This window comes from Pseudomonas canadensis (genome assembly GCF_030980095.1).
Taxonomy (GTDB): Bacteria; Pseudomonadota; Gammaproteobacteria; order Pseudomonadales; family Pseudomonadaceae; genus Aquipseudomonas; species Aquipseudomonas canadensis.
In genome coordinates this window covers 279880-293271 of record NZ_CP133298.1, presented here as the reverse complement: position 1 = coordinate 293271, position 13392 = coordinate 279880, and the positions used below count along the sequence as shown (strand labels likewise).

General features: G+C 59.6%; 12 protein-coding genes. 6 read left to right on the top strand and 6 right to left on the bottom strand.

The annotated features are described in order from the left end of the window. The first annotated feature begins 95 nt into the window (after positions 1 to 95). Complete coding sequence (locus tag RB216_RS01335; protein ID WP_308908224.1) at positions 96 to 230, top strand: helix-turn-helix domain-containing protein; 135 nt, start codon at positions 96 to 98, stop codon at positions 228 to 230. Positions 231 to 245: 15 nt separating this feature from the next. Here the strand turns inward: RB216_RS01335 and RB216_RS01330 are convergent, their stop codons facing one another. From RB216_RS01330 to RB216_RS01320, 3 genes are all read right to left on the bottom strand, one after another. Then, positions 246 to 947, bottom strand: a complete 702-nt coding sequence (locus RB216_RS01330; RefSeq protein ID WP_305383398.1) for an SDR family NAD(P)-dependent oxidoreductase — start codon at positions 945 to 947, stop codon at positions 246 to 248. A 20-nt stretch (positions 948 to 967) separates the two neighbouring features. After that, a complete protein-coding gene (locus RB216_RS01325; protein ID WP_016979078.1) occupies positions 968 to 1171 on the bottom strand; it encodes a tautomerase family protein in 204 nt (67 codons plus the stop codon). 204 nt (positions 1172 to 1375) lie between these two features. After that, a complete protein-coding gene (locus tag RB216_RS01320) occupies positions 1376 to 2692 on the bottom strand; it encodes an OprD family porin (protein WP_010214034.1) in 1317 nt (438 codons plus the stop codon). Positions 2693 to 3104: 412 nt separating this feature from the next. Here RB216_RS01320 and RB216_RS01315 point away from each other — a divergent pair, with 412 nt between their 5' ends. Further along, positions 3105 to 5192 carry a TonB-dependent receptor gene (locus RB216_RS01315; protein ID WP_308908223.1) on the top strand — a complete coding sequence of 696 codons (2088 nt, stop codon included), beginning with the start codon at positions 3105 to 3107 and terminating at the stop codon, positions 5190 to 5192. A gap of 115 nt (positions 5193 to 5307) precedes the next feature. Here the strand turns inward: RB216_RS01315 and RB216_RS01310 are convergent, their stop codons facing one another. From RB216_RS01310 to RB216_RS01300, 3 genes are all read right to left on the bottom strand, one after another. Further along, a complete protein-coding gene (locus tag RB216_RS01310; protein WP_028615330.1) occupies positions 5308 to 5520 on the bottom strand; it encodes a hypothetical protein in 213 nt (70 codons plus the stop codon). Positions 5521 to 5754: 234 nt separating this feature from the next. Then, positions 5755 to 6861 carry an agmatine deiminase gene (gene aguA / locus RB216_RS01305; RefSeq protein WP_308908222.1) on the bottom strand — a complete coding sequence of 369 codons (1107 nt, stop codon included), beginning with the start codon at positions 6859 to 6861 and terminating at the stop codon, positions 5755 to 5757. A 122-nt stretch (positions 6862 to 6983) separates the two neighbouring features. After that, complete coding sequence (locus RB216_RS01300) at positions 6984 to 9884, bottom strand: aminotransferase (RefSeq protein ID WP_308908221.1); 2901 nt, start codon at positions 9882 to 9884, stop codon at positions 6984 to 6986. A gap of 151 nt (positions 9885 to 10035) precedes the next feature. On the opposite strand from RB216_RS01300, the gene rfbB reads away from it, so the two are divergent. Genes rfbB through rfbD form a run of 4 tightly spaced genes read left to right on the top strand, consistent with a single transcriptional unit; the run spans position 10036 to position 13389 of the window. Continuing rightward, positions 10036 to 11118: a dTDP-glucose 4,6-dehydratase gene (rfbB, locus tag RB216_RS01295; RefSeq protein ID WP_308908220.1), complete on the top strand. Its 1083-nt coding sequence runs from the start codon at positions 10036 to 10038 to the stop codon at positions 11116 to 11118. Then, positions 11115 to 11990, top strand: coding sequence for a glucose-1-phosphate thymidylyltransferase RfbA (gene rfbA, locus RB216_RS01290; protein ID WP_016979071.1), 876 nt, complete (start codon positions 11115 to 11117; stop codon positions 11988 to 11990). The genes rfbB and rfbA overlap by 4 nt, the downstream gene beginning before the upstream one ends. Next, complete coding sequence (gene rfbC, locus RB216_RS01285) at positions 11987 to 12532, top strand: dTDP-4-dehydrorhamnose 3,5-epimerase (RefSeq protein WP_236317609.1); 546 nt, start codon at positions 11987 to 11989, stop codon at positions 12530 to 12532. The genes rfbA and rfbC overlap by 4 nt, the downstream gene beginning before the upstream one ends. After that, the gene (gene rfbD / locus RB216_RS01280) at positions 12529 to 13389 is read left to right on the top strand and encodes a dTDP-4-dehydrorhamnose reductase (RefSeq protein WP_308908219.1); all 861 of its coding nucleotides are present in this window, start codon (positions 12529 to 12531) and stop codon (positions 13387 to 13389) included. Before rfbC ends, rfbD begins: the two co-directional genes overlap by 4 nt. The last annotated feature ends 3 nt before the right edge of the window (positions 13390 to 13392 follow it).

Here is a 13392-nt window from a genome sequence, read left to right as displayed (position 1 = left end):
ACGAGTCACCTTCACCGCCCCCCTCACTCAGAAACAACCAAGCCCTGACAAACACGTTAAGGCTTGGGTGTTTCTGAGGTGTCCTAGCGAAAACCATGCTGTCCAGACAGGACGCTCGTATCGGCGAAATTGGCTTTGCGATTGGCTATGAGTCCGAGGCGGCGTTCAGCCGCGCCTACAAAGCCTTTTTTGGTCGCCCGCCACGGGAGGACAAGGCCCGGCCGGGGTAGGCCGGGACGTGTTCATCAATGACCCGCGCTTTGCCCACCGTCGACATGCAGAATCTCGCCGGTGACAAACCCAGCGCGCTCCAGATAGACGATCGCCTGGGCGATGTCACTCACCTCTCCCATATGCCCGACCGGATGCAATTGCCCGAGCGCCGCGTGGGTTTCTTCGCTGTGCATCGGCGTCTTGATGATCCCTGGGCTCACCGCGTTCACCCGGATGCCACGCTTGGCGTACTCAATCGCCAGGGACTTGGTCGCTGAGTTCAGCCCACCTTTGGTGAGGTTGGCGAGTACCGATGGCACGCCGTCGATGGCGTGGTCCGCCAGGCTGGTGGTGACGTTGACGATATGGCCAGCGTTGTTCTTTTCCATCTCGGCAATAGCGAGTTGGGTGATGTAGAAGAAGCCGTTGAGGTTCACCGCGAGCACATTGGCGTAGTCCTCCTGGGTGTAGGCCGTGAACGGCTTGGCGATAAAAATACCGGCGTTGTTGATCAGGCTGTCAATGCGCCCGAAGGTGGCCAGGGTTTCGCGGATGACGCGCTGGGCGGTGGCCGGGTCAGCGATGTCGCCGGCGACGGTAAGGATGTCCGGGTCGGTGGACGCTTGGATCGAGCGCGAAGTGGCGACGACCCGGTAATCCAAAGCGCGGTAGGCCTGGACCACGGCGGCGCCGATACCTTGGGACGCGCCGGTGATGATGACGACTTTTTTCATGAGAGTTCTCCGGTAGGGATTCAGGCTTGGGATTTGCGGTACTCGGTGGTGGTGATTCCGGCGTAGCCCCAGTTATCGGTATCGACTTCTTCGATGACGATGTGGGTCAGGTCCGGGCGTTTGTGCAGGACGCGTTCGAGGGTTTCGGTGAACTCGGCGATGACCTGGGCTTTTTGCTCCGGGGTAACGCCGTCACGGGTAATGCGCAGGCTGACAAAGGGCATGACAATGACTCCAGTGGCCGGCCATCGGGGTGATGGGCGGGCAGTGGGGCCAATTTAGGCTTGCGTCGGGAGGGGATAAAGACGGGGCCGGGTACTTCATTCGTACTGCGGTGTAACAAGACAGCGCTGGAATGCCAGGCATAAAAAAACCCCGAACCAGTCGGGGTTTTTTATCGCCCGAAATCAGGCGCGACGTCGGATCAATTAGAAAACGTTGATCGGGTAGTCGGCGAACAGACGGATTTCGTTACCGCCTACGTTGTACTGGTCAGCGTTGTTGGAGACACGCAGCCAGGAGGCGCGAGCACGCAGGCTCAAGTCTTTGGCTGGACCGCTCTGGACCACGTACTTAAACTGGTTCCAGATTTCACGCTCGGTGCCGTCGCCGCGGTTGGTACCGTCGTCGATGTTGGTACCGCGAACGTAGGCAACGTTGTAGGTCAGGCCTGGTACGCCGAAGGTGGCGAAGTCGATGCCGTAGCCAAGCTGCCACGAACGCTCGTCCTTGCCGTTGAAGTCGGACCAGTAGGAGTTGGCCAGCAAGATGGTGTTACCACCGTCGCCGATGCCGCCAGCGTTGCGGTAGCCGCCGTAGAGGTAACCGGTGTCGCCGGTGCTGCGCTGGTGCGCGACGGTGAAGCTGTGCGGGCCGACAGCCCACGTAGCGCCCAGGCTCCAGATCTTGTTGTCACGGGCGTCAGCGTCTTTCTGGTTTTCCAGGGCGAAGCTGCGGTCCAGCTTGGTTTTGTAGCCGTTGAAGTCAAAGGTCAGCGACTGCTTCTCTGGCAGGGCCAGCACGTAGTTGACGTTGACGTATTGCTTCTTCAGCACGTCCTGCATGTCGGAGGCGTACAGCGCGGCCGACAGGCTCTCGGTGAATTTGTAGCTACCACCGATGTAGTCGATGCTTTTCAGGCGACCGCTGTCGGTGCCTTCCATGCTCTTGCGGGCTTCTTTGGTGAAGTGACCTGCGTCCAGTTGCAGACCGGCGATCTCTTTGGAAACGATCGAGGTACCGGTGTAGGTTTCCGACAACAGACGGGAGTTGTCGTACTGCAGCACAGGCACGGCCGGGAACTGATCACCGTACTTGAGCACGGTGTTGGAAACGCGGAACTTCACGGCAGCGCCGCCCTTGGCCAGGTCGTGTGGTGCCGAGCCAGGGTTGTTCGAGCCATCAGGGTTGGTGGTGCCATTGCCCTGCTTGAAGAAGTCGATACCGCCAGCGCCGGCACGGCCTTTACCGCCGTCCAGACGAATAGCGTATTGGCCGATCACGTCCACACCCACACCGACGGTGCCTTGGGTGAAGCCGGACTCGAGCTTGCCGATGAAGCCTTGGCCCCACTCGGCTTTGTCTTGCTTGCCGTTCTTGTAGTCACGGCTGATGTAGGCGTTACGTGCGGCGATGTTCAGGTGGCTGTCTTCGATAAAGCCCTTGGACTGGTCCTGGTCGTTTGCCATTGCTGTCGATGCGCTCAAAATCCCCAGAGCGATCAGACTCATCCGTTGCTTCAACATTTTCTTGTATTCCTTATTCCTGGTTGAGTACGCGCTGTGACACCAGGCTCCGTGTCGCTTTTTCTGGTGTCGACTGATTCCGGAAAAAAGAAGGCCCGCGGACGACTTAACAGGCCGCGGGCCTTTTTTATTGGATGAGTCATGGCGGTTAGCCACAGGCGTTGGGCGCAATCCTAGTCGCGCCCGGAACTATGTGTCAATTTCGCGAATCGTCTGTATTTAGGCGAAATAATTCTAAGGAAGCGCCTACAGCAGTCCTGTAAGCGACAAAAAACCGCACGCAAAACGGCAAAAAACACATCTCGTAACACATTTCAAAGCCGATACGTTTGGTAATGGATAACGCGCGCAAATGCAAAGCATTACCATTAACGCACAGTTTTCCTCCCTAACAATTCGGATACATTCCTCCATGCCTGCCCCTCGCCTAACGCCCATCACCCTTGGGCTTTCTGTTCTGCTGTCTGCCGGTTTTGCCTGTGCGGCCACGACCTTGCCCGAAACGTCGATCAGCGCCGAAGCTGACGAAGACGACCCGCGCATCAAGGAAACCAGCACCGCCACCCGTACCGCCACACCTGTGCGGTATGTGCCCCAGGCGATCGACTCCGTGAAAACCGAAAGCCTGCGCTCCTACGGCACCAATGACCTGGGCCAGGCATTGAGCGGCATCCCTAACGTCAGCAGCGGCGCCGACACGCGCTTCGACAGCTTGCGCATCCGCGGTTTCGACGCGAGCAATGACTTCTATCTGGATGGCATTCGCGACGACAGCCAATATGTGCGCGACTTGCACAACATCGAGCGCATCGAAGTGCTCAAGGGGCCGGCAGCCGTACTCTACGGGCGAGGCGGTCAGGGAGGGATCGTCAACCGCGTGAGCAAACTGCCTGTGGCCGGGCATAAATCGAGTATCGAGGCGCAGGGCGGCAGCAACGATCTGCGTAGCTTGTATGCCGACCTCAGCACCGACCCCACCGATAACATCAGCCTGCGCCTGAACATGGGCAACCAGGACAACAACAGCTTTCGCGACGGCGTCAGCGGCAATCGCCAGCTGTTCGCACCGTCCATGAGTTGGCAGCTCACGCCGGACCTTAACTGGCTGGTGCAATACGAATACAGTCGCTACAACCGCACGCCGGACCGTGGCATTCCGGGGGTTAACGGCCGACCAGCCGATGTGAGCCGCAGCACCACCTATTTTGATAACCGCGACTACATCGACGACAAATCCCAGTCGCTGCGCTCCAAACTGGCCTATGAGCTCAACGACAACTGGCAACTGCGCCAGACACTCGGTGTGTTCAAGCTCGACAGTGATTTCGACAATACCTACCAAACCGCCTACGTGCCGGCGAACAACAGCGTCACACGCCAACGCTGGCAGCAAGACCTCACCACCCTCAACATCTTCAACAACGTCGAGCTGGAAGGTGGCTTCAGCACCTACGGCCTGGAGCACCGCCTGCTTACCGGCCTCGAACTGGGCAGCCAGCGCCGCGATCCGAAGCTGTACACCGCCACTGCCGTCAGTAGAGGCGGTCAGGCCGTGCCGAGCCTGGACCTCAACCAACCCAACCGTAACCTCAGCCACACCGGCCGTATGAGCGTGTCGAGTAACAACCACACCGAAGTCGAAAGCCGTGCCCTTTATGTGCAGGATCAACTGCGCCTGAATGATCAATGGCAAGTCCTGGCCGGCCTGCGTTACGACCGCTTTGAAGTCGACACCAACAACAAGTTGCTCAACACCCAACAGGACGTCAAAAGCCACAGCACCAGCCCGCGCTTTGGCCTGGTCTGGACGCCGCTGGAACATCACTCGTTCTACGCATCGTGGAGCAAGACATTTTCGCCTGCGGGCGGTGGCTTGATCGGTATCACTCCCAACGCTGCCGGCAGCGTCAACGACCTGAGCCCGGAGCTGACCAAACAGAAGGAAATCGGCGTCAAGAGCGACTGGCTCGACGACCGCCTGAGCACCACCCTGGCGGTGTACGAGCTGGAACTCTACAACCGCCGCACCAGCGACCCGCTGGACCGTACCATCACCCTGCTCAGCGGCTTGCAGCGCTCACGTGGCGTGGAGCTGACCGCTACCGGCAAGATCGTCGGCAATTGGTATGTGCGCGGCGGTGTCGGCCTGCAGGATGCCAAGGTCGAGAAGGACAACAACGGCTTCGAAGGCAAACGCGTCAGCGATGTGGCCAAGCGCAATGCCAGTGTGTTCATCACCTGGAAGCCAGAGATGGGCTGGTACGCAGAAACCGGCCTGACGCTGGTGGGCGACCGTTACGCCGACAGCCTCAACACCGTCGTATTGCCGGGTTATGGTCGTTGGGATGCGTTGGCCGGGTTTCGTCAGAAGGAATGGGACGTGAGGGCGGCGCTGAACAACATCGCGGATAAAACCTACTACGCGTCGGCGACCAGTGTGGCGCAGATTCAGCCAGGGGAACCGCGTAGTGTGGTGGTGACAGGTACCTACAGCTTCTAAAAGTCTTCCTGTAGTAGCGAGCTTGCTCGCGAAAAACCCGAGAGCGCCGCGATTAACCAGGATCGCTGCGTTATCGTTGGCGACCTTCGCGAGCAAGCTCGCTCCTACAAGTGCATCAGTTCATCAACTCGCACAACGCGTGCACTTCATCCTCACTGAACAACCCCGCCGGGTAACGTTCATTTATCACGCAGCGCAAGTCAGGCTGTTGCCTGATCTGTCGCGAGCCGTTTTCCTTCAACCAGAGCGCCAGCGCATGGATCGCGTCGCCGTTGACCCGCAAAGGGTGAAACGTGCGCGTGTACATCAGGTTGATATCGGCATTCATTTCAGCGCTCTCTCCTACTGCGTGAGCGGCTAACTTACTCAAGGTTTATGACAGAACTGCGCAGTCATCGCCTTGGGCCACTGTGACAACGGCGATACAAGAGCTATGCCAATGTCTCGTGCCCATAGGCGTTTGGACATAAAAAAGCCCGCGACCTGTCTGGGTCGCGGGCTTGTTGTGGAGGACTGAACCGATCAACGCCGGTTCATCCTCATAGCGCTGTTACAACTGCACTCAATTTTTGTGCGGGGCCGGCTGTTGTTGGGTCAGGCAGTGTATGTTGCCGCCGCCCAGTAACAGTTCGCGGCCCGGCACCATCACCACTTCATGCTGCGGGAACAGCTCCTGCAGGATGGATTTGGCCTGGCTGTCCAGCGGGTCGTCGAAGCTTGGCGCGATGATGCCACCGTTGACGATCAGGAAGTTGACGTAGGAACCCGCCAACCGCACGGTCGGATTACGTTCCTGGGTACCGTCAACCGGGTCAACGCCGGCGCATTCTTCTTCGGTCGCATACAGCGGGCCTGGGATCGGCATTTTATGCACTGTGAACGAGCGACCCTGGGCGTCGGTGCTGCTTTGCAGCACGTCCATGGCAGCGTGGCAGCGCGCATAGTTCGGGTCTTGTGGGTCGTCGGTCCAGGCCAGCAGCACTTCGCCTGGGCGCACGTAGCAGCAGAAGTTATCCACATGACCGTCGGTTTCGTCGTTGAACAGGCCGTCCGGCAACCAGATGATCTTATCCACAGCCAGGTTGGCGCTCAGCACCGCTTCGATCTCGGCACGGACGAGGTGCGGGTTGCGATTGCGGTTGAGCAGGCATTCCTCGGTGGTGATCAGGGTGCCTTCGCCGTCGACATGGATCGAGCCGCCTTCCAGCACAAAACCTTCGGTGCGATAGCGCGAGGCGCGTTCGATTTCGAGAATCTTGCCGCCGACCTGGGAGTCGCGATTCCATGGCGAATACAGACCGCCGTCAAAACCACCCCAGGCGTTGAAGTCCCAGTTCACGCCGCGCACTTCGCCGCTGTTGTTGATCACGAAGGTCGGGCCGGTATCGCGTACCCAGGCGTCATCGCTGGACATCTCCACCACGCGGATATTCGGCATATCCAGGCGCGCGCGCGCGTTTTCGTACTGGCCAGCGGAAACCGCCACGGTGACTGGCTCAAAACGCGCAATGGCCTTGGCCACCGCCACATGAGCGGCTTGCGCGGGTTTGCCACCCAGGCGCCAGTTATCCGGGCGCTCCGGCCAGATCATCCAGGTCTGGGTCTGTGGCGCCCATTCGGCAGGCATATGAAAGCCATCGGCGCGGGGGGTGCTGTGCAGGGTGGTCATGGCGATCAGGACTCCGAATGGGGGTGAAGGCCGACTTTATAATGGATAAAAATCGGCTTTAATAGCGACACAAGATAATAACGGGAAAATATTACAACAATTAACCGATAACAATCGGCAAATTACAAATGCTCATCGAGCACCTTCGACAGCATGTCGACGAAAAAATCCACGCTATGCCGGGACGTGACCATCGGCGGCTTGATCTTGAGGATGTTCAGATAGTCACCGGTGGGCTGCATGAAAATACCCAGCTCGCGCAGGCGATCACACAGCAAGGTAGTTTCTTCGGTGGCAGGCTCCAGAGTCTGGCGGTCGCGCACCAACTCCAGCCCGAGATAAAAACCCGAGCCATGAACAGCCCCCACTAACGGATGACGGTCAATCAGTTCCTCCAATCTTGCCTTGAAATGCCCGCCAACCACCTGGGCGTTTTCCCACAGTTTTTCCTCCTCCATTACGTCCAGCACGGCCATGCCAATGCGGCAACTGACCGGACTGCCTCCCGACGACGAGAAAAAGTAACCCTCGGCCTCCAGCGCTTCGGCGATTTCCCGGCGGGTAATCACCGCGCCCAGCGGCTGGCCATTGCCCATGCCCTTGGCCATGGTGATGATGTCGGGTACCACGCCCTGCTCTTCAAAGCCCCAGAAGAAATGCCCCATGCGGCCGTAACCCACCTGCACTTCATCGGCGATACACACGCCGCCCTGGGCACGAACGAGCCCATACACCTGCTGCAAATAGCCCGGCGGCAACGAGATCCCCCCGGCATTCCCATACACCGGCTCGCAGATGAAACCCGCCAGTTGGCGTTGGCTCGCGGCGATTTTCGCCAGGTTGTGTTCCACGCTTCGTACGTAGTCCGGCGCACTGTCCTGCCCACGGAACTCGCCGCGATAGGTATTGGGCGCGGTCACCGGGTGTACCCAGTCCGGGCGACTGCTTAATGCCTGAGGGTTGTCGGCAATCGACGTGGACACCGCATCCGCCGCCACCGACCAGCCGTGATAGGCCTCCAGCACGCTGAGCATGTCGCGCCCGCCGCTGAAGGCCCAGGCCAGGCGGATCGCCAAGTCATTAGCCTCGGTGCCGCTGTTGACCAGGAATACCCGGTCCATGCCTTCTGGCGCCAGCGACAGCAAACGTTCGGAAAATTCGGCGATCGCCGCGTAGTGGAAGCGCGAGTTGGTATTGAGCAGCGACCACTGCCGCGCGGCCACCGCCGACATGCGCGGATGGCCATGGCCCAGCACAGCGACGTTATTGAGCATGTCCAGGTAGGAACGGCCCTGCATGTCTATCAAGTGGTTGCGCCAGCCACGCTCGATACGCGGCGGGTCAACGTAATAGTGCTTTTGCGAACGGGCGAAACTGGCGTCGCGGCGGGCCAGCAGGGCCTCGGGGTCCAACTCGGGTTCGGCGTCGCAGGCCAGGCCCAACAGCGCGGCCGGCGACGGACACAGCGACTGCCATGCCTGTGCCCGTGACGGCGTGCAAAACAACGGTGCGGGTATGTCAGCACGGCATAGCTGCACGGTGAGCGGGCCTTCGACCTCACCGATCACCTGGCCCTTGAGCACTGCGGCACCTGGCTGCAACTGTACCTTAACGCCCCATAGCCAAACGCTTGCCTCGCTGCTGTGCACCTGAAGCTCACCGTTGGCGCCCCGTCGCACAACACCCGCAAACGGCGCTTCAACCGATGTACCCGACGGCACGTGCAGTTCGACATGCAACGGGAACGTCTCTGGCTCATTCGCGCTGTCGGGCTGGGTACGCGACAAACGGTATTGCCCATAACGACTCGCCGCCAGGCCATGCACCGCCGCCGCCTCCTGCAACAAGCGTTGATCAACGCCGGGTTGTTCCCAGTTACCGGCCTCGAAATGTGGGCTGAGCACGCCCAGGTCGATCAACGCAAACTCACGCCCAACCAACCCTGGCAGCAACGGCGCAAAGCCCTGGCTGGCGATGGGTGCGGGCGCCTGCCCGACGCACCCCAGAATGGCCGCCTCCATTAATTCAAACGGCACTGACGTCGCTACATGGAAGATTTCCCACTCATGTTCAGCGTTTTTCAGCAGGTAACTGTTATCCGGATCCAGGCGTTGCTGCTGCTCGCTGCTCAACACCAGCACCGCCGCACGGGCGACGATCAACGGCCACAGCGCCCGCAATTCTTCGTGCTGCAACGGCGTCACCGCGTGACACGCTTGAATCGCCGGCAAGATCGCAAAGGGATCGCCCTCGGCATGGTGCAGCAGCGCGGCGCAGGTCACCGACAGGTCGGCAATGCGCCAGGTATGCACCAGGTCACCGAAGTCGATCACGCCCTGAACCTGCCAGTGCCGTTGCGCATCGCGCTGCCACACCACGTTGTCGTCGGTGATGTCCATATGCACCGCCTGCCACGGCAGGTGATCGGCCAGGGGGCGGATACGCTCCTCGACCTGCTCAGCCACTTGCTCCAGTGCCGCGCGATGCGGGAGGTTTAACAGCGTCGCCAGTAGATGCTTGATCAATGCCTGGGCATGGCGCGGGTCCCACTGCAGCGTGCGCGCAAGGCCCGGATGCTCAAACCGCGCCAGCGCCTGGCTCATCCGCCCACACAGGTCACCAAACCCTGCGATCACCCCACGCCCCAAGTGAGGCTGATGGGTCAACGGCTGGCCATCGATGTAATCCAGTACCCGCACGTGCAGGGCTTGGCCGTCGAGGGTCAGGGTCAACAACTCTTCCCCCGTCAAAGACTTGATGACCTTGGGTACGCGCACAGCCTGCAGGCTGTTGAGCGCTGCGTGCTGGGCGTGCAGCTCAACAGCGTCGTAGTCGCCCCGGCAGATTTTCAGAACAAACCGGCCGCGGGGGCTGTCGACTTTGTAGTTGAGGTCTTGCTGGCTGCCCAATGATTGCAAGGTGCCTGTGAGGTCGTAATGTTGCTTGAGCAGGTGAGCCGCCTGATCGGAGCCCACTTGCGGGCAGGGTAGGCTGGCGCGATGGACCAGAGTGGCGAGCGGCATTGTGACGACCTCGATTTTTTTAGGCGTCTATATCGCCATTGTTCTGGTGGATAACGCAACCCCTACGCATACCGCGCTTGCACCACCTCGCCACACAACTCAAGCTATGCTCCATTCGCTTAATGTCCGTATAAGGAAAAGGCCCTCCGACATGCGCATTCTCATCACCGGTGGTGCCGGTTTTATTGGCTCTGCCCTGATCCGACACCTGATTCAACACACTGAGCACGAAGTCCTCAACCTGGACAAACTCACCTATGCGGGCAATCTGGAGTCGCTGACCAGCATCGCGTCCAACAGCCGTTATGAGTTTGTCCAGGCCGATATCATCGATCAGGCCACTGTCAGCGCTGTACTGGAGCGCTTCGAGCCCCAGGCGATCATGCACCTGGCGGCAGAGTCCCATGTGGACCGCTCGATTGATGGCCCCTCGGACTTCATTCAAACCAATATCGTCGGCACCTACAGCCTGCTGGAAGCCGCTCGCGCCTACTGGCAGAAATTGGCCGAGCCCGCCAAAGGCAACTTCCGTTTTCATCACATTTCCACTGACGAAGTGTACGGTGACCTGCACGGTGTGGATGACCTGTTCACCGAAACCACGCCCTATGCGCCCAGCTCGCCGTACTCTGCGAGCAAGGCCGCGTCCGACCACCTGGTACGCGCATGGCAACGCACCTATGGCTTGCCGGTGCTGCTTACGAACTGTTCGAACAATTATGGGCCGTTCCATTTTCCCGAGAAGCTGATCCCCCTGGTGATCCTCAACGCACTCGCGGGCAAGCCATTGCCGGTCTACGGTGATGGCTTACAAGTACGTGACTGGCTGTTCGTCGAGGACCATGCCCGCGCGCTGCTGAAAGTGGTAACCGAGGGTGTCGTCGGCGAAACCTATAATATCGGCGGCCACAATGAGCAAAAAAACATCGATGTTGTGCGTGGCATCTGCCAATTGCTGGAAGAGTTGGCACCCCAACGCCCCAGCGGCGTCGAAAAATTCGCCGACCTGATCACGTTCGTCAAAGACCGCCCAGGCCACGATCAGCGTTATGCGATCGACGCCAGCAAGATTGAACGTGAGCTAGGCTGGGTTCCTGAAGAAACCTTCGAAACCGGTTTGCGCAAAACCGTGCAGTGGTACCTCGATAACCTGGAATGGTGCCGTAGGGTCCAGGATGGCAGCTATCAGGGCGAACGTTTAGGCAACACCGACTTTAAGGATTTGATCGCATGATGAAGGGAATCGTATTGGCCGGCGGTTCCGGCACCCGTTTGCACCCCATTACCCTGGGTGTGTCCAAACAACTGTTGCCGGTGTATGACAAGCCGATGATCTACTACCCGATCTCGGTGTTGATGCTAGCGGGTATCAAGGAAATCCTGGTGATTTCCACACCCGTGGACCTGCCGCAATACCGCAACCTGCTGGGCGATGGCAGCCAGTTTGGCGTGCGTTTCAGCTACGCCGAGCAGCCCACCCCGGATGGCCTGGCCCAGGCGTTCATCATCGGCGAGGAATTCATTGGCAATGACCCTGTGTGCCTGATTCTTGGCGACAATATCTTCCATGGTCAGCATTTCGGTGAACAACTGCTTGGAGCGGCCAAACGGCCTTCTGGCGCTACCGTTTTCGGTTACTGGGTCAAGGACCCTGAGCGCTTTGGCGTGATCGATTTCGACAGCGCGGGCCGTGCCCTCTCCATCGAAGAAAAGCCGGCGAAGCCAAAATCCAGCTACGCGGTGACCGGCCTGTATTTCTACGACAACGACGTGATCAAGATCGCCAAGGCGGTCAAGCCTTCGCCTCGTGGGGAACTTGAGATTACCGACGTCAACAACGCCTACCTCAAGCGCGGTGACCTGCATGTAGAGCGTTTTGGCCGTGGGTTTGCCTGGCTCGACACAGGCACCCATGACAGCTTGCTGGAAGCCTCGCAGTACGTGCAGACCATCGAGCACCGCCAAGGCCTGAAAGTCGCCTGCCTCGAAGAAATCGCCTATGAAAACGGCTGGATCGACCGCGACCACCTGCTGGAACGTGCCAAGTACTTCGGCAAGACCGGTTATGGTCAATACCTGTACTCGCTGGCCGGAGAAAACCAGTGAACGTCATTGAAACCTCACTGCCCGGCGTGCTGATCATCGAACCCAAAGTGTTCGGTGATGAGCGTGGCTTCTTCTACGAAAGCTTCAACGCCCGGGCTTTCGAAGAGGCAACGGGTCTCAAGCGTCACTTTGTGCAGGACAATCACTCGCGCTCGCAAAAAGGCGTGTTGCGCGGCCTGCATTACCAACTCGAACACACCCAGGGCAAACTGGTGCGTGTCACCGCCGGTGAAGTGTTGGACGTAGCCGTCGATATCCGCCGAAGCTCGCCGAATTTCCGCCAGTGGGTAGGTGTGCGCTTATCGGCCCAGAACCACCGCCAACTCTGGGTGCCGGAAGGTTTCGCCCATGGATTCGTGGTACTGAGTGAACACGCCGAATTCCTGTACAAAACCACGGACTACTACCAGCCCAGTGCCGAACGCTGCATCCTGTGGAATGACCCGACACTGGCCATCGACTGGGAGCTGGGCGAGGCGCCACAGTTGTCCGCCAAGGACCAGGCGGGTAAACCCTTGCTGGAAGCCGACCTGTTCCCATGAAGATCTTGATCACCGGCCAACATGGCCAAGTCTCCCGCGAACTGCAACTGCGTCTCCAAGGCCTGGGCGAGCTTATCGTCCTGGGACGCGACCAGCTTGACCTGGCTGACGCAGACCAGATCCGCCAGCAAGTGCGAGCCCATCGCCCAGGCTTGATCATCAACGCAGCAGCCCACACTGCCGTCGATCTGGCCGAAAGCGAACCGGACGCTGCGTTTGCCATCAACGCCATCGCCCCGCGCATTCTCGCTGAGGAAGCCAAGGCGCTGGGCATCCCGCTGATCCACTATTCCACCGACTACGTGTTCGACGGCAGCAAACCTGCGCCTTATACCGAAACCGACACGCCCAACCCGCTGGGCGTCTACGGCCAAAGCAAATTGGCGGGCGAGCAGGCGATTACGGCCGTCGGTGGCAAACATCTCATTCTGCGCACCAGTTGGGTCTACTCCAACCACGGCAAGAACTTCCTGCTGACCATGCAGCGCCTGCTGCAAGAGAAACCGCAGATGCGCATCGTCGCCGACCAGATCGGCGCGCCAACCTGGGCCGGCAGCATTGCCAACAGCACGCGTGCGTTGATCGAGCGCTGGCAAGCAGGCGAACAGGGAGAATGGGGCATTTATCACCTGACCGCCGGAGGGGAGACCTCATGGTTCGGTTTTGCCCAGGCCATTGGCGAGCACCTGCGCGAACAGGGCAAAGCCTGCGCCGAACTGGAGCCCATCCCTTCCAGCGCTTATCCGACACCCGCCCAGCGTCCGCTGAACTCGCGCCTGGACTGCAGCAGACTGCTACAGCAATGGCACGTCAGCCAGCCACACTGGCAAGATGCATTGCGCGAGTGTCTTGCATAGCAG

What these genes read in the sequence shown, in the direction of transcription:
- RB216_RS01335 (WP_308908224.1), top strand. Translation starts at nt 96, where the DNA reads ATGCTGTCCAGACAGGACGCTCGTATCGGCGAAATTGGCTTTGCGATT.
- RB216_RS01330 (WP_305383398.1), bottom strand. Translation starts at nt 947, where the DNA reads ATGAAAAAAGTCGTCATCATCACCGGCGCGTCCCAAGGTATCGGCGCC.
- RB216_RS01325 (WP_016979078.1), bottom strand. Translation starts at nt 1,171, where the DNA reads ATGCCCTTTGTCAGCCTGCGCATTACCCGTGACGGCGTTACCCCGGAG.
- RB216_RS01320 (WP_010214034.1), bottom strand. Translation starts at nt 2,692, where the DNA reads ATGTTGAAGCAACGGATGAGTCTGATCGCTCTGGGGATTTTGAGCGCA.
- RB216_RS01315 (WP_308908223.1), top strand. Translation starts at nt 3,105, where the DNA reads ATGCCTGCCCCTCGCCTAACGCCCATCACCCTTGGGCTTTCTGTTCTG.
- RB216_RS01310 (WP_028615330.1), bottom strand. Translation starts at nt 5,520, where the DNA reads ATGAATGCCGATATCAACCTGATGTACACGCGCACGTTTCACCCTTTG.
- aguA (WP_308908222.1), bottom strand. Translation starts at nt 6,861, where the DNA reads ATGACCACCCTGCACAGCACCCCCCGCGCCGATGGCTTTCATATGCCT.
- RB216_RS01300 (WP_308908221.1), bottom strand. Translation starts at nt 9,884, where the DNA reads ATGCCGCTCGCCACTCTGGTCCATCGCGCCAGCCTACCCTGCCCGCAA.
- rfbB (WP_308908220.1), top strand. Translation starts at nt 10,036, where the DNA reads ATGCGCATTCTCATCACCGGTGGTGCCGGTTTTATTGGCTCTGCCCTG.
- rfbA (WP_016979071.1), top strand. Translation starts at nt 11,115, where the DNA reads ATGATGAAGGGAATCGTATTGGCCGGCGGTTCCGGCACCCGTTTGCAC.
- rfbD (WP_308908219.1), top strand. Translation starts at nt 12,529, where the DNA reads ATGAAGATCTTGATCACCGGCCAACATGGCCAAGTCTCCCGCGAACTG.